18 protein-coding genes are annotated in these 23,021 nt (G+C 69.2%); 6 read left to right on the top strand and 12 right to left on the bottom strand.

Annotation, left to right across the window (positions count from 1 at the left end; translation table 11 throughout):
• Positions 1–238: 238 nt before the first annotated feature.
• Complete coding sequence (locus tag OG729_RS07870) at positions 239–1,297, top strand: vWA domain-containing protein (RefSeq protein ID WP_360876446.1); 1,059 nt, start codon at positions 239–241, stop codon at positions 1,295–1,297.
• A 300-nt stretch (positions 1,298–1,597) separates the two neighbouring features.
• Positions 1,598–3,154, top strand: a complete 1,557-nt coding sequence (locus tag OG729_RS07865) for an oxidoreductase (RefSeq protein WP_405805139.1) — start codon at positions 1,598–1,600, stop codon at positions 3,152–3,154.
• A 316-nt stretch (positions 3,155–3,470) separates the two neighbouring features.
• Here OG729_RS07865 and OG729_RS07860 read toward each other — a convergent pair whose 3' ends face one another.
• Complete coding sequence (locus tag OG729_RS07860) at positions 3,471–4,610, bottom strand: magnesium and cobalt transport protein CorA (protein WP_405805137.1); 1,140 nt, start codon at positions 4,608–4,610, stop codon at positions 3,471–3,473.
• 166 nt (positions 4,611–4,776) lie between these two features.
• On the opposite strand from OG729_RS07860, the gene OG729_RS07855 reads away from it, so the two are divergent.
• On the top strand, positions 4,777–5,898 hold the full coding sequence (locus tag OG729_RS07855; RefSeq protein WP_405805135.1) for a winged helix DNA-binding domain-containing protein: 1,122 nt from the start codon (positions 4,777–4,779) through the stop codon (positions 5,896–5,898).
• Between the two features lie 3 nt (positions 5,899–5,901).
• Here OG729_RS07855 and OG729_RS07850 read toward each other — a convergent pair whose 3' ends face one another.
• Together OG729_RS07850 and OG729_RS07845 are read right to left on the bottom strand one after the other, a co-directional pair.
• Positions 5,902–6,546 carry a LysE family translocator gene (locus OG729_RS07850; protein WP_405805133.1) on the bottom strand — a complete coding sequence of 215 codons (645 nt, stop codon included), beginning with the start codon at positions 6,544–6,546 and terminating at the stop codon, positions 5,902–5,904.
• Between the two features lie 90 nt (positions 6,547–6,636).
• Complete coding sequence (locus tag OG729_RS07845) at positions 6,637–7,464, bottom strand: response regulator transcription factor (RefSeq protein ID WP_405805132.1); 828 nt, start codon at positions 7,462–7,464, stop codon at positions 6,637–6,639.
• A gap of 100 nt (positions 7,465–7,564) precedes the next feature.
• Between OG729_RS07845 and OG729_RS07840 the strand changes: the two genes are divergently transcribed.
• Positions 7,565–9,253 carry an AMP-binding protein gene (locus OG729_RS07840; protein ID WP_405805130.1) on the top strand — a complete coding sequence of 563 codons (1,689 nt, stop codon included), beginning with the start codon at positions 7,565–7,567 and terminating at the stop codon, positions 9,251–9,253.
• Positions 9,250–10,866 (top strand): AMP-binding protein, encoded by a 1,617-nt coding sequence (locus OG729_RS07835; RefSeq protein ID WP_360876470.1) that lies wholly within the window; start codon positions 9,250–9,252, stop codon positions 10,864–10,866. Before OG729_RS07840 ends, OG729_RS07835 begins: the two co-directional genes overlap by 4 nt.
• 6 nt (positions 10,867–10,872) lie before the next feature.
• On the opposite strand, the gene OG729_RS07830 is transcribed toward OG729_RS07835, so the two are convergent.
• Entirely contained in the window at positions 10,873–11,595 is a 723-nt protein-coding gene (locus OG729_RS07830) for a hypothetical protein (protein ID WP_405805129.1), read from the bottom strand.
• A gap of 227 nt (positions 11,596–11,822) precedes the next feature.
• Between OG729_RS07830 and gcl the strand changes: the two genes are divergently transcribed.
• Positions 11,823–13,610 carry a glyoxylate carboligase gene (gene gcl, locus OG729_RS07825; RefSeq protein ID WP_405805128.1) on the top strand — a complete coding sequence of 596 codons (1,788 nt, stop codon included), beginning with the start codon at positions 11,823–11,825 and terminating at the stop codon, positions 13,608–13,610.
• A 544-nt stretch (positions 13,611–14,154) separates the two neighbouring features.
• Here the strand turns inward: gcl and OG729_RS07820 are convergent.
• The 8 genes from OG729_RS07820 to OG729_RS07785 form a co-directional block, all read right to left on the bottom strand.
• Positions 14,155–15,612, bottom strand: a complete 1,458-nt coding sequence (locus OG729_RS07820; protein WP_405805126.1) for a catalase — start codon at positions 15,610–15,612, stop codon at positions 14,155–14,157.
• A gap of 199 nt (positions 15,613–15,811) precedes the next feature.
• Positions 15,812–16,726, bottom strand: coding sequence for a 2-hydroxy-3-oxopropionate reductase (locus OG729_RS07815; protein WP_405805125.1), 915 nt, complete (start codon positions 16,724–16,726; stop codon positions 15,812–15,814).
• Between the two features lie 208 nt (positions 16,727–16,934).
• A complete protein-coding gene (locus OG729_RS07810; protein ID WP_360876482.1) occupies positions 16,935–17,792 on the bottom strand; it encodes a TIM barrel protein in 858 nt (285 codons plus the stop codon).
• 197 nt (positions 17,793–17,989) lie between these two features.
• The gene (locus tag OG729_RS07805) at positions 17,990–18,733 is read right to left on the bottom strand and encodes a hypothetical protein (RefSeq protein WP_405805123.1); all 744 of its coding nucleotides are present in this window, start codon (positions 18,731–18,733) and stop codon (positions 17,990–17,992) included.
• 47 nt (positions 18,734–18,780) lie between these two features.
• Positions 18,781–19,332: a hypothetical protein gene (locus OG729_RS07800; protein ID WP_360876487.1), complete on the bottom strand. Its 552-nt coding sequence runs from the start codon at positions 19,330–19,332 to the stop codon at positions 18,781–18,783.
• Positions 19,329–20,600, bottom strand: coding sequence for an MCE family protein (locus tag OG729_RS07795; RefSeq protein ID WP_405805122.1), 1,272 nt, complete (start codon positions 20,598–20,600; stop codon positions 19,329–19,331). The genes OG729_RS07800 and OG729_RS07795 overlap by 4 nt, the downstream gene beginning before the upstream one ends.
• Positions 20,597–21,883 carry an MCE family protein gene (locus OG729_RS07790; RefSeq protein WP_405805121.1) on the bottom strand — a complete coding sequence of 429 codons (1,287 nt, stop codon included), beginning with the start codon at positions 21,881–21,883 and terminating at the stop codon, positions 20,597–20,599. The genes OG729_RS07795 and OG729_RS07790 overlap by 4 nt, the downstream gene beginning before the upstream one ends.
• Positions 21,880–22,992: an MCE family protein gene (locus OG729_RS07785; protein WP_405811085.1), complete on the bottom strand. Its 1,113-nt coding sequence runs from the start codon at positions 22,990–22,992 to the stop codon at positions 21,880–21,882. The genes OG729_RS07790 and OG729_RS07785 overlap by 4 nt, the downstream gene beginning before the upstream one ends.
• Positions 22,993–23,021 lie beyond the last annotated feature (29 nt).

Below are 23,021 nucleotides of genomic sequence, written 5' to 3'. Positions count from 1 at the left end.
CGGCACCTGCCTGTGCTGCTGCGCGGTCAAGCGCATCGCGTGGACGTGAGGAAGGAGGCGGGGAAAGTTCGCCTTGTGCGGGCCGTGTGCTCGGAACACGGGCGTCTGGCTCTCACCGCTGCCTCCCGCCCGGGGTCTGCCGCGGGGCAGGCGGGTGATCGTCCGTCAAGCTCCGTTGTCAGTGCCTCCTCATAGTGTGGATACATCACTCGGGGAGCCTCGGAGAAGGAGCAGAAACGTGTCCGCCAACAAGATCCAGCACAAGGTGAATCACGTCGCGCTGGTAGTGGACTGTTCGGGTTCCATGCATCAGCACCAGAGTCAACTCATCCGCGTCGTGGACGAGTTCGTGGCGGGCTTGAAGGCCGAGTCGGACAGCCTCGGTCATGAGACCCGGATCAGCCTCTACTCCTTCGACCACAAGGTGGAGAACCTGGTCTGGGACATGGACGTGAAGCATCTGCCGTCCATGCGGGGTCTGTACAAGGTCAACAATGGCGCTACGGCCCTCATCGAAGCCTCTCTGAAGTCACTGGACGACCTGGGCCACATCTGGGAGGCGTACGGCGAGCATAGTTTCCTCCAGATCGTGGTGACGGACGGCGAGGAGAACGCCTCCGGCGGCGACAGACGACACGACGGCGACATGGCCATCCTCGGCCCCTGGCTCGACAGGATCGCGGCGAAGATGGGTGCGCTTCCGGGCCACTGGACTTCCGCGATCCTCGTTCCCAACTCCCTGGCGAAGCGAACCGCCCAGAACTACGGCTTCCCGGCCGGAAACATCGCCATCTGGGATGCGGATTCCCAGGAGGGTGTCGAGGAGGCGATCGATACCGTGCGCGCTGCCGCCACCAGCTTCCTCCGTGGCCGCGAGCAGGGCGTGCGCGGCACGAAGAACCTGTTCGCGGTCGGCCAGGACATATCGGTCGACGACGTGCGAGCGAACCTCGAACCGGTCCCGGCCGACAAGTATCGACTCCTGAAGGTCGACACGGAGGTCGAGATTCGATCCTTCGTTGATTCGCATCCGGGCGTGACGTACGAACGCGGGTCGTGTTACTACCAGCTGGGCACCCGGGTTCAGGTTCAGCCCGACAAGGAAGTCATCGTGGTCGAGAAGGACACTGACCGCGCATACACGGGCGACGCGGCACGCAGTCTTCTGTTCGGCACAGGTATCCAGGGGACCGTCTCAGTGAAGGCGGGGCGTAATCCCAAGTTGGAGGTATACGTGCAGAGTCGTTCGGTGAACAGAAAGCTCAAGCCGAAGACGCGTCTGCTCATCATGCTCTGAAATTCACGAGAAGGGCGTAGAGCAGGTGGTCCAGGACCAGTTGCGAAGGTCGGCCAGTCGTGGACCTCACCCAATGTCGGTTCCGCGAGCACGGTCGTGCACGGCCTGGCCGCCATCCTGGCGGAGATCAAGGCAATCGCCGCGAGCGGCACCAACCGAACCGGCAGCCCATTGTGTCCACCCAGCTTGCAGAGGTAGGCAGTGGCGGGGACCACTAGAACTCCTCACAGAATGGACCGCCGTCCGATCTGCGCGCGGTAGGGCAAGGCGCGTGGGAAGGAAGATCACTACTCTGAACGAGTGCTCTCATACGACGAGTTGACTTCACCGGAGCGCGAGCTGTGGGATCTGTTCCCCGAGGGACGCCGCGTGGACCTGCGCACGGGTGTGCCCGAGGACGACCGTGTCGCCGAGGGTGGGCAGTGGAGCCCCGGGCGGACGGTTCGGGCCGCCGTGATCGTGGCGCTCCTCCAGGGCGCGAACACCGCGCAGCCAGGCGCCGTCGCGTGCCTGAGGCTCGCCGGGGCGCGGATATCCGGACACCTCAACCTGGCCGGCGCGCAGATCGCTCACGCCCTCTGGCTCGAGGACTGCTGGTTCGAGGAGGGCGTGGACCTCTCCGGAGCGTCGACCCGGTCGATTGCGATCGTGGGCAGCCGAGTGCCGGGCGTGGAAGCCGGCTTGATCCGTATCGAGGGACGCCTCGACCTGCGGCGCTCTCGCCTGGAAAGCGGCTATGCCTCGCCCTTCCACCGCAGGATCAGCGCCTTGTCGCTCATCAACGCCCACGTGAGCGGTGCCGTGAATCTCAGCGGCGCCGAGATCACCGCACCCGAGCAATGGGCGGTGTCCGCCGGCGGACTGGTCGCGGAGGGCGGCGTTTACTGCGTGGACGGATTCGTCGCGCACGGTGAAGTCCGTCTCATGGGGGCACAGTTGCCAGGCGGACTGCACATGCGGGGCGCACTACTGGAACGCCCCGGCCAGCGTGGGGTGGCGCTCGCCCTGGACAACGCCGTGGCCTCGAGGCTCGACTTCTCCGACGGGTTCATCGCGAACGGGACCGTACGGCTGCGGGGTGCCCGGATCTCAGACAACCTGACCTTTGAAGGCGCGGTCCTGAACGGGCCGCCCGACGGCCACGGCCCGTCATTGGTCGCCCTGCTGATGCAGGCCGTCGACTTCGACTTCACCCTCGCCCGGCCACCGTCCGGCACCGTGGACCTGCGGGGCGCGCAGGTGTCCTACCTCCACGACAGCGACCACAGCTGGCCGGACGTGGTGGAGCTGGACGGCTTCGTCTACGGCTCCATCAAGGTGGACGAAGCAGGCGAGCGGCGGGAGGCAGTGGGGCGGCGGGACTCCGTGGCCCGCCGCGTGGCGTGGATACGACGCGGCCCGGGCTACAACCCTCAGCCCTATGAGCAGTTGGCGAGCTGGTACCGGAAGGCCGGCCACGACGACGACGCCCGCCGCGTACTCCTGGCCAAACAGCGCCATCGGCGTCAAACTCTGCCCCCGGCCGCGCGTGTGTGGGGGCACCTGCTCGACGTGACCGTCGGCTATGGCTATCGCCCCTGGCTGGCCGGCGTCTGGCTCCTCGCACTGACCTTGCTGGGCACACTGTCTTTCGGCACTCACTCCCCCAACCCTGTCAAACCAGGCGAAGGCGCCCCGTTCCAGCCCCTCGTCTACACACTCGACCTCTTGATCCCCATCGGTGGTCTGGCTCAGCGCACGGCCTGGTTCTGGTCGAACCACAGCCTCCAGTGGCTGGCCTACCTCCTGATCGCCTTCGGCTGGGTGCTGACGACCGCCGTCATCGCGGGTGTCACCCGCACCCTGCAGAAAAACTAGCGGGCGACAGCTGAGCTCAGGCGGCGCCAGCAGAGCAGTGCGCATCCGACGGTGAGGAAGGCTTCGCGGATGTCGTCGCGTATCTCCTGAAGGCGGCGGTGATGTGGAGGTTGACTACTACCGAGAGTGACTATGCCCTCGGCGAGCCGGAAGGGCTCCGGGGGGCTGTACTTGAGGGTCCAGCCGTTGCCATCGGAAGGTAGAAGAGATCACGAGCGCTGAGTCTCCCCGGATTCTCCCCAGCGGTTGCAGAGTCTCGTGGTCGCATGTGCGCGATCGCAAATCCAGCTCCGCTGAGGAGGGCTGTGGTGATGCACTAAAGCCAGTCCCGTCGCTTGAAGATGAAGTACAAACTAACGCAAACTACGGCCATTAGGGCCACGGCGAAGGGGTATCCGAACGCCCAGCGTAGTTCCGGCATCGACTCGAAGTTCATGCCGTAAATCGTTCCCACGAGCGTGGGAGCAAAGAGGATGGCGGCCCACGAGGAGATCTTCTTGATCTCTTCGTTCTGCTCGAAGCCCGCCTCCGCCATCGCCCGCATCTCCTCGTTCTGCTGCTGCGTCACGAGCGTCGCGTTCACCGTGAGGATGTCCGCCAGTGCCTGGCGGAAGCCGTCCACGCGCTCGCTCGTGTGCGTCACGTGGTCGGCGACATCGCGCAGGTAGCTCTGCAGCTCCTCGTCCGTGCCGTACTTGGCGAAGCCCGCCATCAGGGCGTGCAGCATGCCGACGAGGGGGCGGGTCGCGCGCTGGAACTCCACCATTTCGCGGGCGAGTTCGTAGATACGGCGCGAGACCGCCGGGTCGCCGCCGAAGACCTCGGTCTCGATTTCGTCGATGTCGTTCTGCACGCCCGCGACGACCGGGGCATAGCCGTCGACGACGGCGTCCAGGATCGCGTACAGCACCGCCTCCGGGCCCAGCGCCAACAGCTCCGGGCTCTTCTCCATGCGTTGGCGGACCGCGGAGAGGTCGGGAGCCGCGCCGTGGCGGACCGTGATCAGGAAGTCCCTGCCGACGAAGACATGCAGCTCGCCGAATTCGACCTCCTCCTGGGCGTCGAGGTAGCGGGCGGCACGGAGGACGACGAAGAGCGTGTCGCCGTACCGTTCCAGCTTGGGGCGCTGGTGGGCCTCCAGCGCGTCCTCGACCGCGAGTTCATGCAGGTCGAACTCCGCGGCGAGGGAGAGGACTTCGGCCTCGGTCGGGCGGTGCAGTCCGATCCAGGCCATGCCGTCCGGGTACTCACGCAGCTGGCGGAAGGTCTCGGCGAGCGAGTCGGGCGTCGAGACGCGGCGGCCGTCGCGGTACAGCGCGGCCTGGACGACGCTGCCCTGGTCCTTGTGTACGGGGGAGGCGGCGGCGGGGTCGCCGGACGCGGGGGTGGGCGGCGGCGAACCCCCGGGAGGCAGGGGGCGACGGCGCCACTGGTTTCGCCTCGGCGACAGCGACATCGCGCGTCTCACCTCCCGCCTCGCAGTGGATCGGAGTAGTTCGGATCAGTACGACCCCGAAGCAGGATATCCGCGTCGAATTGGCCCGGCATGACGGGCGGCAGCACGGGTTCCCCCCCGTAGTTGCGGACAGAGGTTGTCCGCAATGCTGGGTAGCGTGTGGGACATGGCCTCGAAGACGACGTACCCCGTAATCGGCAACCGCGCCCTCAACCGCGCCACCCTGGACCGTCAGCTCCTGCTGCGCCGTGTACCCCGTTCCGCGATGTCCGTCAAAGGCGCCGTCGAGCACCTCGTCGGTCTCCAGGCGCAGAACGTGAAGCCGCCGTACTACGCGCTCGCCGCCCGCCTGGAGGGCTTCGACCCCGAGGAGCTGTCCGCGCTGATGGCATCGCGCGAGGTCGCGCGTCTGGTCACGATGCGTTCCACCATTCATACGCACTCCGCCGACGACTGCCTGACCCTGCGGCCGCTCGTCCAGGCGGCGCGCGACCGGGAACTGGGGCAGTTCAGGACCGGCCTTCTCGGGGTCGATCTGGAGCGGCTCGGCGCCGTCGCCCGCGAGCTGGTCGAGGAGCGGCCCCGGACCATGAAGGAGCTGCGCGAGGCGCTGCTGAACCAGTGGCCGGACGCCGATCCCTTCTCGCTGTCCGTCGCCGCCCGCTGCGTACTGCCGCTGGTGCAGGTCACCCCGCGCGGACTGTGGGGCCGCAGCGGCCAGGTCGCGCTCACCACCGCCGAGCACTGGTTCGGCCGCCCGGCGCAGCCGGCGCCCGTGCCCGACGCCACGGTGCTGCGCTACCTCGGGGCCTTCGGTCCCGCCTCGGTCAAGGACATGCAGAAGTGGTCCGGACTGACCCGGTTGCGGGAGACCTTCGAGCGGCTGCGCCCGCAGCTGGCCGTCTTCCAGGACGAGAACGGCGTCGAGCTCTTCGACATCCCGGGCGCGCCCCGGCCCGCCGCCGACACCCCGGCGCCGCCCCGCTTCCTGCCCGAGTTCGACAATCTGCTGCTCTCGCACGCCGACCGCACCCGCGTCGTGCCCGAGGAGTACAGAATGCGCACCTGGAAGGGCAACATGGCCTACTGCACCTTCCTCGTCGACGGCTACCTCGCCGGCATCTGGCGGCTGACCGAGTCGGACGCGACCGCGACCATGACCGTGCAGGCCTTCGGCACGCTGACCCGGGCTCAGCGTGACGCGCTGGCCGAGGAGGGGGACCGGATGCTCACGGTCCTGTCCTCGGCCACCGCGCACGACATCCGCTTCGGAACGGTGAGCGAGTAGACCTCAGTCCGCGCGGCCCGTCGCCGCCACCGTCACGCCCAGGCCGATCATCGCGAAGCCGCCCGCGCCGCCCACCATGGAGAGCCGGCGCTCCGAGCGGGCGAACCAGTTGCGGGCCGCCGCCGCGCCCAGGCCCCAGAGCGTGTCCGTGACCAGGCCGATCGAGATCGGGACCAGGCCGAGGAGCAGCATCTGCGTGGGCAGGTTGCCCGCCGCGTGGTCCACGAACTGCGGCAGCACCGCGGCGAAGAACACGATCCCCTTGGGGTTGGTGACGCCCACCAGGATGCCGTCCACGACCGTCCGGGCATCGCCGCGCGGGGGCCCCGCCGGGGCCGCCATGTCCGAGACCTTCATGTCCTTCCGGTGCCGGAATGCCTGCACCCCCAGGAAGACCAGATACGCCGCGCCCGCCAGCTTCACCGCCATGAAGACCATCGCCGACCGCTCGACCAGCGAGCCGACGCCGAGCGCGACAGCCACCACCAGGACGTACGAGCCGAAGACATTGCCCAGGGCGGTGGCCACGGCGGTGCGGCGGCCGTGGGCGAGGGCGCGGCCGATCACGAAGAGCACGCTCGGGCCCGGGATCACGATCACCAGCAGCGACATCGCGGCGAATGCGAGGAAGCGGTCTGTCGACACCATGGGCTCATTCAACCTGACTGTTTGGGGGCGCTGCCAGAGCCGCGGACGCCTCAAACGCCGGCGAGGCTGCTTTCGGGGCGAAGCCCCCGGCTACGGCAGCAGCCCCGCCCGCCGCGCCGCCACCACCGCCTCCAGCCGCGTATGCGCCCCCAGCTTCCGCATCGCCGCCCGCAGATACGCCTTCACCGTCTCCGGCTTCAGGCCCAGCCGCTCCGCCGCCACCGCGTTCGTCGAGCCCGCCGCGACACAGGTCAGGACATCCAGCTCGCGCGGCGCCAGCGCGACCGCCTGCTCGCACGGCGGGCCGGCCGTCGCGGCCGCCAGCCGGCCGCAGACCGCGAGCAGCGTCTCGCGCAGCGAGTCGTCGTCGATGCGCGGGGCCAGCGCCCGCAGCTCGCCGTGCGCCTCGCGGACCTCCTCCCACGCCCCGCCATCCGCCACCGGCTCCCGCGTCGCCGCCAGCAGCCGCTGCACCTCGTCCCGCACGACAAGCGCCTGCTCCACATCGCGCGCCGCCGCCACCGCCGCGTCGAAGGTCCGGTCGCCGACCGCCGTCGGTGACCGCAGCGCGCCGTACAGCACGCCCCGCACCCTGCGGTGTACGACCACCGGCACCGCGAGCACCGAGCGCAGCCCTTCCGTCGCCACCGCCGCGTCGTACTCGTGGCTGATGTGCCGGGCCGAGGGATAGTCCGTGACCGCGCACGGCCGCGACAGCGCGATGCACTTGCCCCCGAGGCCGTTCCCCGCGCTTATGGACAGGCCGCGCAGCGCCCCCGTCGCCGTCCCGCTCAGCTCGGCGATCCGCAGTTGCCGCGCATCGTGCAGCAGTCCGCCGAAGGCGACCGGCAGTCCGGTCGCACGGCGCAGGCGCAGCAGCGCCGCTCTCATCTGAACCGTGTCGACGGGCTCGGGCACGCGCTCTTCCCTCTCGGGGTGTCACCCCCGTACGGGGGTAGTGAGACCTCGGTCACTGATTACACGATGTCAGTAGCCGGTCCCGCAATGAGGAGGACACATGACGTCAGGCAGTGCGACGGAGAAGTTCCGGGCAGCCAGGGACTTTCTGCTGCAGTACCGGGAGGACTACGCAACGGCCTACGAAGGCTTCGCCTGGCCGCGGCCGGAGCGCTTCAACTGGGCGCTGGACTGGTTCGACGTCATCGCCGAAGGTAACGCCGGCACCGCGTTGCACATCGTGGAGGAGGACGGCCGCGAGATCACTGTCTCGTACGGTGAGATGTCCGTCCGGTCCGGCCAGGTCGCCAACTGGCTGCGGGCACAGGGAGTCCGGGCGGGCGACCGCGTCGTCGTGATGCTCGGGAACCAGCAGGAACTGTGGATGATCGCGCTGGCCGCGATGAAGCTGCGGGCGGTCGTCATCCCCGCCACCCCGTTGCTCGGCCCGGCGGATCTTCGGGACCGTATCGACCGCGGCCACGCCCGGCAGGTGATCGTGCGGGACGCGGACATCGCCAAGTTCGACGACGTGCCCGGCGACTACACCCGGATCGCGGTCAAGGCGCCCGGCGCCGACCCCGTACCGGGCTGGCTCGACTTCGACGAGGCGTTCTGTTCATCCGCCGACTTCGAGCCGGACGGGGTCACCCTGGCCGACGACCCGCTGATGCTGTACTTCACCTCCGGTACGACCGCCCGCCCCAAGCTCGTCGAGCACACCCATGTGTCCTACCCCGTCGGCCACTTGGCGACGATGTACTGGATCGGCCTCAAGCCCGGCGATGTGCATCTGAACATCTCCTCGCCCGGCTGGGCCAAGCACGCCTGGTCCAATCTCTTCGCGCCGTGGAACGCCGAGGCGACCGTCTTCATCCACAACTACACGCGCTTCGACCCGGCCAGGCTGATGGCGGAGATGGACCGCGCGGGCGTCACCAGCTTCTGCGCCCCGCCCACCGTCTGGCGGATGCTGATCCAGGCGGACCTCGGCCAGCTGCGTACGCCGCCGCGCGAGGTCGTCGCCGCCGGGGAGCCGCTCAATCCGGAGGTCATCGAGACCGTACGGCGCGAATGGGGCGTCACCATCAGGGACGGCTTCGGGCAGACCGAGACGGCAGTACAGGTCGCCAACAGCCCGGGCCAGCTCCTCAAGGCCGGGTCGATGGGCCGTCCCAGCCCCGGCTACCGGGTGGTGCTGCTCGACCCGGTCACGGGGGAGCCGGGCGCCGCCGAGGGCGAGATCTCACTGGACCTGTCCGCCCACCCGGTCGGCCTGATGACCGGGTACCACGGGGACCCGGACCGTACGGCCGAGGCAATGGCCGGCGGCTACTACCGCACCGGCGACATCGGCGCGCGCGACGCGGACGGATACATCACCTACGTCGGGCGCTCCGACGATGTCTTCAAGGCGTCCGACTACAAGATCTCGCCGTTCGAGCTGGAGAGCGCGCTCCTGGAGCACGAGGCGGTGGCCGAGGCCGCGGTGGTGCCGGCGCCGGACCCGGTGCGGCTCGCCGTGCCGAAGGCGTACATCGTGCTCGCCGAGGGCTGGGAGCCCGGGCCGGACACGGCGAAGCTGCTCTTCGAGCACTCGCGCTCGGTCCTCGCCCCGTACAAGCGCATCCGGCGGCTGGAGTTCGGCGAGCTGCCGAAGACCGTTTCGGGGAAGATCCGCCGGATCGAGCTGCGCGAGGCCACGGCCGGTGGCTCGGCGGCCGAGTATGTCGAGGGGGATCTGCGATGACGCTCTCGTACGCGCACGGCACGGGCCGGGCCGCGCTGCTCGGCGACACCATCGGCCGCAATCTCGACCGGGCGATCGCCGCGTATCCCGACCGTGAGGCGCTGGTCGACGTGCCCGCCGGCACCCGCTGGACGTATGCCGAATTCGGCGCGGCGGTGGATCAGCTGGCGCGGGGGCTGCTCGGGACCGGCGTCGCCAAGGGCGACCGGGTGGGGATCTGGGCGATCAACTGCGCCGAATGGGTGCTCGTCCAGTACGCCACCGCCCGGATCGGCGCGGTCATGGTGAACATCAACCCCGCGTACCGGGCGCACGAGCTGGAGTACGTACTGGGGCAGGCCGGGGTCTCGGTGCTGTGCGCCTCGCAGCGGCACAAGACGAGCGACTACCGGGCGCTGGTGGAGCAGGTGCGCCCCGGCTGCCCCGAGCTGCGGTCCGTCCACTACATCGAGGACGGCTCCTGGGACGTGCTCCTGGACGCGGCCCAGGCCGTCACGGACGAGGAACTGGCCGCCCGCGAGGCGCAGTTGTCCTGCGACGACCCGGTCAACATCCAGTACACCTCCGGCACCACCGGCTTCCCCAAGGGAGCCACCCTCTCGCACCACAACATCCTCAACAACGGCTATTTCGTGGGGGAGTCGATCGCCTACACCGAGCGGGACCGGATCTGTCTGCCGGTGCCCTTCTACCACTGCTTCGGCATGGTCATGGGCAACCTCGCCGCCACCTCGCACGGCGCGTGCATGGTCATCCCGGCGCCGTCCTTCGACCCGGCGGCGACCCTGCGCGCGGTCGAGGACGAACGCTGCACCTCCCTGTACGGCGTTCCGACGATGTTCATCGCCGAGCTGAACCTCCCCGACTTCGCCTCGTACGACCTGTCCACACTGCGTACCGGCATCATGGCGGGCTCGCCCTGTCCGGTGGAGGTGATGAAGCGGGTCGTCGCCGAGATGCACATGGCGGAGGTGTCGATCTGCTACGGAATGACGGAGACTTCGCCGGTCTCGACGCAGACGCGGCGGGACGACGATCTGGAGCGGCGTACCGGCACCGTGGGCCGGGTGCTGCCGCATATCGAGGTGAAGATCACGGACCCGGTCTCGAAGGTCACCGTCCCGCGCGGCGAGGCGGGGGAGCTGTGCACCCGCGGATACAGCGTGATGCTCGGGTACTGGGACGAGCCGGCGAAGACCGCGGAGGCGATCGACGCCGGCCGCTGGATGCACACGGGCGATCTTGCGGTGATGCGCGAGGACGGCTACGTCCAGATCGTCGGCCGGATCAAGGACATGATCATCAGGGGCGGCGAGAACGTCTATCCGCGGGAGATCGAGGAGTTTCTCTACACCCACCCCAAGATTGCGGACGTGCAGGTGGTCGGTGTCCCCGATGAGCGGTACGGGGAGGAGATCCTGGCCTGTGTCATCCCCCGCGACCCGGCCGACCCGCCGACTCTGGAGGACATCTCCGCGTTCTGCCGGGAGCAGCTGGCGCACTACAAGATCCCGCGTCGCGTCGAGATCCTCACGGACTTCCCGATGACGGTGAGCGGCAAGGTCAGAAAGGTGGAGCTGCGGCGGCGCTACGGCTCCCCAGAGGGAAGCTAGTGCACGTCAGGCCCCGGTGGAGATGAGCTCGTCGGCCGGTCCGTTGACCGGCTGCGGGCGGCCCGTGAGGTCCATGACGAAGAGCGGGATGCCCAGGTCGTCCGCGCGGGACCGGGCGTCGTCCGCGTATCCCGCGAGTGAGAAGAAGACGCTCGCCGCCGAGGTGGTCAGCCCGTTCAGCCACAGGCATTCGACGTCGCGCAGGGTGGCGGGGCGGGTGGACGGGTCGACCTGGGCGATCAGGCCCGGGCCGCGCAGATCGATTCCGGACGGGCGCCGGATCTCGGTCCTGACGACGTCCCGGAACCCCAGCCATGTGAGATAGAGCGCCGCCGCGGTCACCGCGTCGCGCTCGGTGCGGATCGTGACCGGGCGGAACGAGGGGCGTGGCACGGTCGCCGTGCGCGGCAGTGGGATGCGCGCCGGGCGAGCGGGGGAGGGCGGCGCCTCGGGCGGGGTGGGGGCGCTCACCGGGCGCACGAGGATACGGAGCACCGTGCCGCAGGGGCAGCCGAGCTCCGGCTGCGGCCAGTGGTCCTGGCGGCCGCAATGAAGACAGCGGACCATGACCCAGTCGTCCGTCCAGGTGCGGTGGGTTATCGGCTCCGGCCGGGCGGCACGCAGCAGCGGCGGGGCCAGCGGGGCGCCGCAGGCGCAGGGATAGACCGGCGACGCGAACAGATGATCGCGACGGCAGGCCGGACAGCGCACCGGCACGGTATCGGCCATCGCTCTCCCTCCCCATTTCCTTTCGTACCGCCGTCCTTCCATTCGTACTGCCGTCCATCGTCCACCAAGCGGGATGCCTTGGGGGCGACTTCTGTCATCCCTTGACGCCGCAGAGCACGCGTCCTACATTGCTTCCGTATAGCAGAACAATACTTCCGCATTACGGAATCGAAGCTCTGGAGTGACGCGAAGGAGCCCGACTCCGCCCGGCCGAAGCAGGAGCACCCATGCCCCGTATGACCGCTGCCAGAGCGGCAGTTGAGATCCTCAAGCGCGAAGGCGTCACGAACGCGTTCGGTGTGCCCGGCGCGGCGATCAACCCCTTCTACAAGGCCCTCCAGGCCGGCGGCGGCATCGACCACACCCTCGCCCGGCACGTCGAAGGCGCCTCCCACATGGCGGAGGGCTACACCCGCTCCGCGCCCGGCAACATCGGTGTCTGCATCGGTACCTCGGGCCCGGCGGGCACCGACATGATCACCGGCCTGTACTCGGCCATCGGTGATTCGATTCCGATCCTGTGCATCACCGGCCAGGCGCCGACCTCGGTGATCCACAAGGAGGACTTCCAGGCGGTCGACATCGCCTCGATCGCCAAGCCGGTCACCAAGGCCGCGACGACCGTCCTGGAGGCCGCGCAGGTCCCGGGCGTCTTCCAGCAGGCCTTCCACCTGATGCGCTCGGGCCGCCCGGGCCCGGTCCTGATCGACCTGCCCATCGACGTCCAGCTCACCGAGATCGACTTCGACCCGGAGACGTACGAGCCGCTGCCGGTCTACAAGCCGTCCGCGACCCGCGCCCAGATCGAGAAGGCGCTCTCCTTCCTCCTGGAGTCCGAGCGCCCGCTGATCGTCGCCGGCGGCGGCATCATCAACGCCGACGCCTCCGACCTGCTGGTGGAGTTCGCCGAGGTCACGGGCACTCCGGTCGTCCCGACCCTGATGGGCTGGGGCACCATTCCGGACGACCACGAGCTGAACGCGGGCATGGTCGGCCTGCAGACCTCGCACCGCTACGGCAACGCGAACTTCCTTCAGTCCGACTTCGTCCTGGGCATCGGCAACCGCTGGGCCAACCGCCACACCGGCTACAAGCTGGACGTCTACACCAAGGGCCGGAAGTTCGTCCACGTCGACATCGAGCCCACCCAGATCGGCAAGATCTTCGCCCCGGACTACGGAATCGCCTCCGACGCCAAGGCCGCGCTGGAGCTCTTCGTCGAGGTGGCGCGCGAGCTCAAGGCGGCGGGCAGACTGCCGGACCGCAGCGAGTGGGTCGCGGCCGCGAACGAGCGCAGGGCGACGCTGCAGCGCCGTACGCACTTCGACAACGTGCCGCTGAAGCCGCAGCGCGTGTACGAGGAGATGAACAAGGCCTTCGGCCCGCAGACGCGTTACGTCACCACCATCGGCCTCTCCCAGATCGCCGGCGCGCAGATGCTGCACGTCTACAAGCCGCGCCACTGGATCAACTGCGGCCAGGCGGGCCCGCTGGGCTGGACGATCCCGGCAGCGCTGGGCGCGGTCACGGCCGACCCCGAGACGCCGGTCGTGGCGCTCTCCGGCGACTACGACTTCCAGTTCATGATCGAGGAACTGGCGGTCGGCGCACAGCACCGGATCCCGTACGTCCACGTCCTGGTCAACAACTCCTACCTGGGCCTGATCCGCCAGGCCCAGCTCGGCCTGGACATCAACTTCCAGGTCAACCTGGAGTTCGAGAACATCAACGCCCCGGAGCTGGGCGTCTACGGCGTCGACCACGTCAAGGTCGTCGAGGGCCTCGGCTGCAAGGCGATCCGGGTCACCGAGCCGGACCAGCTGCTGCCGGCCTTCGAGGAGGCCAAGAAACTGGCCGCGGAGTTCCGGGTGCCGGTCGTCGTCGAGGCGATCCTGGAGCGCGTCACGAACATCTCGATGAGCACGACGGCGGACATCAGCAATGTGGTCGAGTTCGAGGAACTGGCGACGGAGCCGGGCCACGCGCCGACGGCCATCAAGCCGCTGAAGGTCTGACCCTCTAGGGAACCCCCGAGGTCAGCGCTTCAAGGCCCGGTTCTGCAGCCGCAGACCGGGCCTTTTTCATGCCTCTCGGTCTCGCAAAGGTCCTGCGGCGCAGACGGGCCGGCGGCCGTGCCGAAGGCGAACGCAACCAGGGCCCGGCCTCTGTGCGAAGGCCGGACCCTGGTCGTCGAGCGCCCGGTTCGGAATGGTAGACCGAACCAGGCGCTCTGGCTGTGAAGTTGATACCACCCGACGGCGCGAGGCTGGACGACAGGACATTCGTGCCGCCGGGCGGGGATGGTGGGCCGGTGTACGTCCCGGCGGACGGAGTCTGCGCATGCGGCTGGGACCGCGGCGGCGGCGATTGGTTCCCGGAGCCGCTTCCTTCAGGTCAAGAAGCGGGTCCCGGAGCCTTCACCACCGCACTGGCATCGCACTGCCGCCGCGGTCTCGGCCTGCCCGTACCGTGTGACCACCCCTCATGCGGGTCCACGGCGCGGGCTCGGCGCCCGGATCCTGACCCCACGTCAGGTACCCGGGCGCAGCCTGGTTGTCGTCAGTCCTCGCGCAGGGCGCGGACCGCCTCTTCGACGCGCTTGCCGTAGTCGGCGTCGGCGGCGTGGAAGTGGGCGAGGTTCTTCTCGATCACGTCGTCGCGGGTGACCTGGGACAGGCCGCCGGCGATGTTCGCGACGAGGCGGGACTTCTCCTCCGCCGACATGAGGCGGTACAGCTCACCCGCCTGGAAGAAGTCGTCGTCCTTGGTGTGCAGGGGCGCCTCGTGCGTGCCCGTGTGGCCGTGGACGGCCAGCGGTGCGGAGAGCGCGGAGTCCGTCTGCACGGGACCGGCGTACGAGTTGGGCTCGTAGTTCTTCTCGTGGCGCGAGCCGTTGCGCGTGGCCATGAAGCCGTCGCGGCCGTAGTTCTGCGCGGTCGTCGCCTTCGGCGCGTTCACCGGCAGCTGGGTGTGGTTGACGCCCAGACGGTAGCGGTGCGCGTCCGCGTAGGCGAACAGCCGGCCCTGGAGCATCTTGTCCGGCGAAGGGCCGATGCCCGGCACGAAGTTGTTCGGCGAGAACGCGGCCTGCTCGACCTCGGCGAAGACGTTCTCGGGGTTGCGGTCCAGGACCAGACGGCCCACGCGCTGCAGCGGGTAGTCGCTGTGCGGCCACACCTTGGTCAGGTCGAACGGGTTGAAGCGGTAGTCAGCGGCCTCAGCGGCCGGCATGAGCTGGACATACAGCGTCCAGGACGGGTTCACGCCGCGCTCGATCGCCTGCAGCAGGTCCGTCTGGTGCGAGTTCGCGTCCTTGCCGACGAGCTCGGCGGCCTGCTCCGAGGACAGCGAACGGACACCCTGGTTGGTCTTGAAGTGGTACTTGACGAAGAATGCCTCGCCCGCGGTGTTGGTCCACTGGTAGGTGTGCGAGCCGTAGCCGTTCATGTGGCGGTACGACGCGGGAATGCCGCGGTCACCCATCAGCCAGGTGATCTGGTGCGTCGCCTCCGGGGCGTGCGCCCAGAAGTCCCAGACGTTGTCCGGCTCCTGGCGGCCCGTGAACGGGTCGCGCTTCTGCGAGTGGATGAAGTCGGGGAACTTGACCGGGTCCTTGATGAAGAACACCGGGGTGTTGTTGCCGACGAGGTCGTAGTTGCCCTCTTCGGTGTAGAACTTCAGCGCAAAGCCGCGAGGGTCGCGGACCGCGTCCGCGCCGCCGAGCGAGTCGGCGACCGTGGAGAAGCGGATGAACGTCTGCGTGCGCTTGCCGACCTCGGACAGGAAGTCCGCCCTGGTGAAGCCGGTGACGTCGTCGGTCACTTCGAAGTAGCCGTACGCGCCGCTGCCGCGGGCGTGCACGACGCGCTCCGGGATGCGCTCCCGGTTGAAGCGGGCGAGCTTCTCCAGCAGGTGCTGGTCCTGCAGGAGGAGCGGGCCACCGACGCCGGCGGTGGCGGAGTTCTGGTTGTCGGCGACCGGGGCGCCTGACTCGGTCGTAAGCACACGCTGCGTCATGGTGGCGGGATTGACCTTCCGTGCTGAAGCTGCTGAAAGCTGCTGGCGGTGCGAGGAGCGTAAATTCGCCTCGAACATCACGTCAACAGTTTGTTGAAATCGAAGTGTGGTGTTCCGGACGGCGCCGGCGCCTGGGCGCGACAGGACAGGTGTCAGCGCCGGCGCCGCCCGGAAATCTGGGGCCCGGTCCGGGCCGGGGTCAGGCCTGTCGGCCGGAGAGGCGCTCGACGGAGCGCAGCAGGGCGGAGTGGTCCAGGCCGCCGTCGCCCTGCGCACGCAGCGAGGCGACCAGCTGGGCCACGACGGCGCCGACGGGCAGCGCGGCACCGACATTGCGGGCGGCGTCTGTGACGATGCCCATGTCCTTGTGGTGCAGGTCGATCCGGAAGCCGGGCTTGAAGTCCCGGTTCAGGAAGTTGTCCTTCTTGCGGGTCAGCACGGTCGAACCGGCCAGACCGCCGTTGAGGACGTCCAGCGCCGCCTGGAGGTTCACGCCGGACTTCTCCAGGAAGACCACGGCCTCGGCGCACGCCTGGATGTTGACCGCGACGATCAGCTGGTTGGCGGCCTTCACCGTCTGGCCGGAGCCGTGCGGGCCGCACAGGACGATGGTCTTGCCCAGCGCATCGAGGATCGGCCTGGCGCTGTCGAAGTCGGCCTGCTCGCCGCCGACCATGATGGACAGTACGGCCTCGATCGCGCCGGCCTCGCCGCCGGAGACCGGGGCGTCCAGCACGCGGATGCCCTTGTCGGCCGCGGCCTTGGCAAGGTCCACGGAGGTCTGCGGGGTGATCGAGGACATGTCGATCAGGAGGGCGCCGGACCTTGCGTTCTCCAGGATGCCCTCGGGGCCGTAGGCGATGGCCTCGACCTGGGGGGAGGCGGGCACCATCGTGATGACCACGTCGGCGTCGCTGACGGCCTCGGCGATCGAGGACGCCACGGTGCCGCCGGCGGCCGCGAGGCGGTCCAGCTTGTCCTGCTCCAGGGTGAAGCCGGTGACCTGGTATCCCGCCTTGATCAGGTTCTCGGACATGGGGGAGCCCATGATGCCGAGGCCGATCCAGGCGATCCTGGGCAGGGCCGGGCGGGAAGAATCTGCGAGGTTGCTCATGAGGGTGCCTCTCTAACTGCTGTGTTACGTCGGTGGGTTGCCACTCACCGCGGGTGCTCAGTGCGCGGCGAGGCCGCGAGCCGGTGCGCCTCGAGCGCGGCCGCGTATCGGCTTCGCCGATCGCGCCGTCGCGGCGTCAGGCGGCGTCAGGCGGCGCCGGGGAGTGCCGCTGCCCGGGTGCCGTCCTGCGGCGCCCGGGCAGCCGCGGTCAGCGCGCCGCGCGGGCCTCGGCGGGCAGCCAGTCGAACGACTCGGCGCTCGGGCGGTCGCCGGCCTTGTACTCCAGGCCGACCCAGCCGTCGTAGCCGGCCTTCTTCAGCTCGTCGAGGAGCTGCTCCAGCGGCAGAGCACCGGTGCCCGGCGCGCCACGGCCCGGGTTGTCCGCGATCTGGACGTGGCCGGTCTTGTCGGCGTACGCCGCGATGACCTGGCTGACGTCCTCGCCGTTCATGGACAGGTGGTAGATGTCGAGCAGGAACTTGGCGTTGTCGAGACCGGTGGCCGCATTGACCTTGTCGACGACCTCGATCGCGGCCGGGGCGCTCACCAGCGGGTAGCGCGGGGACTCCGGCTTGTTGAGGGTCTCGACGAGCAGGATCGCGCCCACCCGGTCGGCCGCGCGCGCGGCAAGTACCAGGTTCTCCAGGGCGATGCTGTCCTGGGTCTGCGGGTCGACGCCGTCGACGCGGTTGCCGTAGAGCGCGTTGAGCGCCTTGCAGCCGACCGAGGCGGCGAACTGAGCGGCCACCTCGATGTTGGCGCGGAAGCGGTCCGACTCCTGGCCGGGCACGGACAGCGCGCCGCGGTCGGGGCCCGGCAGCCGGCCGGCGTAGAAGTTCAGTCCCACCAGCTGGGTGCCGGCGTCGTCGAGCGCCTTCTTCAGGGCGTCGAGCTCGGCCCGCGGCGGGGTGGGGGTCTCGATCCAGGGCCACCACAGCTCGACCGCGGTGAAGCCCGCCGCGGCGGCGGCCGCGGGGCGCTGAAGAAGCGGGAGTTCCGTGAAGAGGATCGAAAGGTTCACATCGAAGCGCTGGTCCGTGACTGCGCCTTCCGAGAAGCGGGCCATGAGGGGCGGCGCTCCTTCCGTATTGCGGAAGTTAGTTTCTGCTTAACGGAAGACTGCCTGGCAGGGGGTTGAGCTGTCAAGACCGGGCAACAAAAAAGCGCCCCCCGAGCCGGGGGACAGAGGGCCTGTTCAGGCGTCTGTCGCCGCGGCTCGGGGGGCGCTTCGGACTGCGTTGGGGCGCAATCCTGGTGATATGGCTACAGCGCGTCCACCGCGCTCACTTTCCAGCCGGCGTCGGTACGCGTCAGCGTCATCCGCACCCGGTTCAGGTCGACGCGTGGCCCCGTCACCTGGGTGCTGGTGGTCACCTGGTTGACGAAGAGCAGTACGACCGCCTTGTCGGGCGAGGCCGAAACCACCGAGGCGGCCGGTGCGCCGCCCGCGGGCGGCTTCACCACCGTCGCCTTGACCACGCCGTGGTACTTCGCCGCGGTCGGCGCCACCACCGTCGTCGTGGTCCTGCGGTACTCGTCACGGAACTTGCCGGTCAGATGGTCGCGCGCCGCCGCGAAATCCTTCTCCAGCCGCCGGTAGTCGTACGACAGCACGATCGGCGCCGCCTGCGTCGCCGCGGCGAGCGCCTGCACCCGCGCGCCGTCCGCGCGCCTGCCGTCCCCGTACGTGGATCCGAGCACGCCGACCGCGACCAGCATCGCCGCCACCAGCACGGCCAGCAGGGCGCAGATCCGGCCACGCCGCCGCCCGCGGGCCGCGACGGCCACCGAGTCGTCGGCGCACAAAACCGGGCCGGCCTGCTGATCGTCGGGCCGCCGCGCCTGGCTCGCGTCGTCCGGCGCCTCCGGCTTGATCACGTCCGGCGCCGCAGTGCCCGCTTCAGGGCCGACCCGCTCCGTGCGCCTGGCCGCCGCGCGGGCGGCAGCGGCCATCGAGCGGCGGCCGGGGGATGCGACGCCGGGGCCTCGTACAGTCGAGTTCGCCACGGTCCTGCTCCTCACTGCTGGTATTACGGGTGTGTGCTCTGGCGTGCTCAGCCGACGAACTCGACATCGGACGTCAGCCAGCGGCCGTGCTCGAGTACGAGATCGAGCTGCAGCCGGTAGGTGCGGGCCTGTCCCCCCGGGGCGGCGGAATTGGTCACCTTGCTGTCGGCGACCACCAGCACGCGGGCGGTGCGCTCGTCGGAACGCGTGATGCCCGCTTCGAGCACCTGCCCCTGCGACACCGACTTGTTCGCCGCCACCAGCTTCGTCAACTCGGCGGTCTGCGCGGAGAACTGGTCCTTGAAATCACCGGTGGCACCCTTCAGGACGTTTGCGCTGTCCTGCTCGTAGTGCCGGTAGTCGAGCGAGGTGAAGTTCAGCGCGGACTGCCGGGCCGCGGCCAGGATGTCCTGCCTTCGGTGCTCCTCGGTGCGCTGTTCGTACACCTGGAGGCAGAGCCAGCCGCTCAGCGCCGTCGTCACGAGGGTCGCGAGCGCCAGCGTCGCCGGCAGTGCCCTGCCGCGCCGGGCCGCGGCCACTGTTCTGGTGCCGAGCAGGCGCAGCGACCGGGTCAGGCCCGCGAGGATGCTCCCGTTCATGCCATGGGTCCAACGAGCAGCCATTGCCACGAGTCCTTTCCGAGCAGGCTCTGTTCGCCGCCCGTCGAGCCGATCTCGACGAACGTTCCGTCCGGTCCCGCGGCGAGGCCGGTCTCCGGGTCGTACGGGGTGACATACGCGGCGCGGCCCGCCCCGGCGGATGCCGAGGGGCCGGGCGCGTTCTGGGCGCCGCGGACCGAGGTGGCGCTGCCGCGCGGGGCCGCGCAGTGTGCGCCCGTGTTCGCGGAGCGCTGGGAGGTGTCCGCGGGATCGCGCCGCTGGGTGCCGTAACCCTGGCGGCACGGCGGCGGGTCGTCGGCGCCGGCGACCATGCCGAAGTGGGTGGTGCCGTCGCCCGGGATCACGGTGAAGCTGCCGGCGACGACCAGCGGGAAGGTCACCAGGGCCTGCTCCACGCCGGGCAGCCGGGCCACCGTGATCTGGCCGCCGCTGATCAGATTCCCGAGCAGTACGGGCAGATGGGTCTCGTTCGCCTTCAGCAGCGAGTTCACCTCCTGCGCGGCCGGCGTGGACGAGCCGATCAGCCTGCGCAGATCCGTGTCACTGGACTTCAGCTGAGCGGTCAGTGAGGCAAGGTCACGTGAGAACGACTTGATCGCCGAACCCTTGTCGACCTGCGTCTTGAGGACCGTGCGCGAGTCCTCGATCAGCGAGACGGTCTGCGGCAGTGACGCGGACGCCGACTCCACCAGGTTGTTTCCCGAGTCCACCAGACGGCTCAGATGCGGGCCGGTCCCGGCGAAGGCCTTGCCGAGTTCGTCGACGGTGATCCGCAGATCGTCCTTGCCCACGGAGTTGACCAGCCGGTCCAGGCTGAGCACGAGATCCGTGGTGGGCAGCGGCACCCGGGTGTCACCGCGGGCGATCACACTGCCGTCCTTCAGATACGGGCCGCTGGTGCCCCGTGGCTGCAGATCGACGTACTGCTCACCGACTGCCGAACGGTTCGCCACCACCGCCAGCGTGTCCGCCGGGATCTGCGCCCCGTCCTCGATGTCCAGCCCCACCGACACCCCGTCGCCGCCCCCGAGACGCAGCTCACCGACCCGGCCCACCGGCACCCCGCGATAGGTGACCTCGGCACCCGGGAAGATGCCGCCGGATTCGGCGAACTCGGCGCGTACGGTGTAACCGCGGTCGAGAAGAAGATCCGCCAGGCCCGTGTACCGGGCGCCGACATAGGACACGCCGACGGCGGTGACCGCGGCGAAGGCGAGCAACTGGGCTCTGACCGCACGAGTGATCACGGTTGCATCCCCTTCAGCATGAGCTCGGCGAGGGCGAGAGAGACCCCGGGTGCAAAGCGGGCCCCGTCGCCGCCCCCGCCTGCGTAGGCGGCGTAACTGCCGGTACACACCGGCGGACACAGCGGGTCCCCGGCGTCCGGCGGGGCGGAAGGCGCGCTGGGCGCGTTCGGCGCGCCCGGGTGCGGCAGCGAGGTGGGCAGCGGTACGCCGGGCACTTCGGGAAGCTTCGGCAACTCGGGCTTGTCCGGCGTGCCCGGCTTCTTGGGCTTCTCGGCGAGATTGCCGTAGATGCTCGCCAGGTCGAGATCGGCCGTGATCTTGAGGTTGACGTAGTCGCCCTTGATCGCATCCGTCACATTGCGCGGGAACGGATAGGTCGTCAGCAGCTCAAGGGCGTTGGGCAGATCGCTGCCCGCCTTGTTCAACTGCGCCAGAATCGGCTGCAGATTGCGCAGATTGGCGACCAGGTCGGCCCGCGAGGCATTGACCACCTTGGTGCCCGCCGAGCCGAGCTTCGAGAGCGAGGTGAGCATCGCGGTGAGGTTGCGGCGCTGGTCGGCCAGCACCTTCAAGGCGTCCGGCATGGTGTCGAGTGCCGTGGCGATGGTCTTCTTCTCGCCGGCGAGCCGCTTGGCCAGCCGGTCGATGCCCTCGAGCGCGCGGACGATCTCCTTGCGCTGCCCGTCCAGAGAGCCCATGAACGTGTCCAGCTCGCCGAGCAGCGACTTCACCCGGTTCTCACGGCCTTCCAAGGCCTTGTTGAGCTCCGTGGTGATCGTCTTCAGCTGGGCGACACCGCCGCCGTTGAGCAGCGCCGACAGCGCGGAGAGCACTTCCTCGATCTCCGGGTTGCGCCCGCTGCGGGACAGCGGGATGCGGTCGCCGTCGCGGAGACTGCCCGTGGGGGCGGAGTCCACCGGGGCGGACAGCGCCACGTACTTCTCGCCGAGCATGCTGGTCTGCCGAATGCCGGCGATCGCGTTGCCGGGCAGCTTCACCGAGCGGTCTACCCGCAGCCGCACCCGGGCGTGCCAGCCGACCAGCTCCACCTTCTCGACGGCGCCCACCGTGACGTTGTTGACCTTCACGGCCGACTGCGGCACCAGATCGAGTACGTCCCTGAACTCGACGGTGACCCGGTAGGCGTTGCCGTCGTTGGCGGCGCCGCCCGGCAGCCCCACGTCGTACAGACCGTTGAACTCGCAGCCGGTGAGCACGACCGAGCCCAGCGCCGTCCACACGGCCGCAGCCCTGCCCCTGCGCAGCACTGAATTGATCCTCATGCACCGGCCTCCAGGATTCCGCCGAGCGTCCGGTCCACCGGGCCCGTGCCCGACACCGGTGCGATGCGCGACAGTTTCGGCAGCGTGTCGAAGAGCTCCTGGAGCTCGTTGCAGTCGGGGTTCTTGCCTCCGGCGTCCCCGGTCGTCCGCAGCAGCGAGCACAGCAGCGCGGCCGGATCCTGCGGCTGGTCGGTGTTGTTGCGGGTGTCGAGGGTGCCGGATACGGGGTTGTAGGCGTTCTGCAGATTGGAGATACCGGTCGGCGCGACCTCGAGCAGTTCCGCCAGCGCCGCACGCTGGGTGACCAGAACCTTGGTGACCTTGCTGAGTCCCTTCACATCGGAGGTCAGCGTCTTCTTGTTGTTCCGTACGAACGCCGACACATCACCGAGGGCCACGCCCAGATTCTTCAGAGCCGCCGCCAGGTCCTTGCGCTCGCCCGAGAGCTGGGCGGCGACCTGGGAGAGGCTGTCGTTGAACGAACGCACATTCTTGTCGTCCGCGGCCAGCGCCGCGGTGAACACCTGGAGATTCCGGATGGTGCCGAACAGGTCCTTCCTGCCATCGGACAGGGTGGTGACCGCCAGCGACAGGTCCTCGACCGTCTGGTGCATCTGCGCGCCCTGGCCTTCGAGGTTGTCCGCGCTCACCCCCAGCAGCCGCGACAGGGACCCGTCCGCGTTGGCTCCGCGCGGTCCGAACGCCTCTGCCGTCGTGTGCAGACTGTCGAAGATCCGGTCCAGCTCGACCGGCACGGCCGTACGGCTCTCGGGTATGACCGCGCCGTCCTGCATCGCGGGACCGCCGCGATAGACCGGCAGCATCTGTACGTAACGGTCGCTGACGACCGAGGAGTTGATGATCGCGGCCTGGGCGCCTGCGGGGATACGGCGTCCGGAGTCGTACTCCAGCTCCACCCGCACCCGGCGGCCCTCCGGCGTGATCTTTCTGACCTCGCCGACGCGGACCCCCAGTACCCGTACGTCCGAACCGGGGTGGATGCCGACCGTGCGCGGGAAATACGCGGTGACATGGACCGGGGACTCCCGGGGCCACAGGACGACCGCCGTCGTGCCCGCCACGAGGGCAAGCGCGAGGACCAGCGCCAGCCGCCGGGCGAGTCGTCCCCTCGGTATGA

It is taken from the genome of Streptomyces sp. NBC_00210 (genome assembly GCF_045160975.1).
Classification (GTDB): Bacteria; Actinomycetota; Actinomycetes; order Streptomycetales; family Streptomycetaceae; genus Streptomyces.
Note: the sequence above shows the minus strand (reverse complement) of the source record. Positions and strands in the feature narration are given on the sequence as shown.

Coding starts and splice junctions, on each gene's coding strand:
- OG729_RS07820 (WP_405805126.1), bottom strand. CDS start 15,612: ATGACGCAGCGTGTGCTTACGACCGAGTCAGGCGCCCCGGTCGCCGAC.
- OG729_RS07815 (WP_405805125.1), bottom strand. CDS start 16,726: ATGAGCAACCTCGCAGATTCTTCCCGCCCGGCCCTGCCCAGGATCGCC.
- OG729_RS07790 (WP_405805121.1), bottom strand. CDS start 21,883: ATGAGGATCAATTCAGTGCTGCGCAGGGGCAGGGCTGCGGCCGTGTGG.
- OG729_RS07855 (WP_405805135.1), top strand. CDS start 4,777: ATGGCCTCGAAGACGACGTACCCCGTAATCGGCAACCGCGCCCTCAAC.
- OG729_RS07800 (WP_360876487.1), bottom strand. CDS start 19,332: ATGAACGGGAGCATCCTCGCGGGCCTGACCCGGTCGCTGCGCCTGCTC.
- OG729_RS07810 (WP_360876482.1), bottom strand. CDS start 17,792: ATGGCCCGCTTCTCGGAAGGCGCAGTCACGGACCAGCGCTTCGATGTG.
- OG729_RS07860 (WP_405805137.1), bottom strand. CDS start 4,610: ATGTCGCTGTCGCCGAGGCGAAACCAGTGGCGCCGTCGCCCCCTGCCT.
- OG729_RS07835 (WP_360876470.1), top strand. CDS start 9,250: ATGACGCTCTCGTACGCGCACGGCACGGGCCGGGCCGCGCTGCTCGGC.
- OG729_RS07840 (WP_405805130.1), top strand. CDS start 7,565: ATGACGTCAGGCAGTGCGACGGAGAAGTTCCGGGCAGCCAGGGACTTT.
- gcl (WP_405805128.1), top strand. CDS start 11,823: ATGCCCCGTATGACCGCTGCCAGAGCGGCAGTTGAGATCCTCAAGCGC.
- OG729_RS07850 (WP_405805133.1), bottom strand. CDS start 6,546: ATGGTGTCGACAGACCGCTTCCTCGCATTCGCCGCGATGTCGCTGCTG.
- OG729_RS07830 (WP_405805129.1), bottom strand. CDS start 11,595: ATGGCCGATACCGTGCCGGTGCGCTGTCCGGCCTGCCGTCGCGATCAT.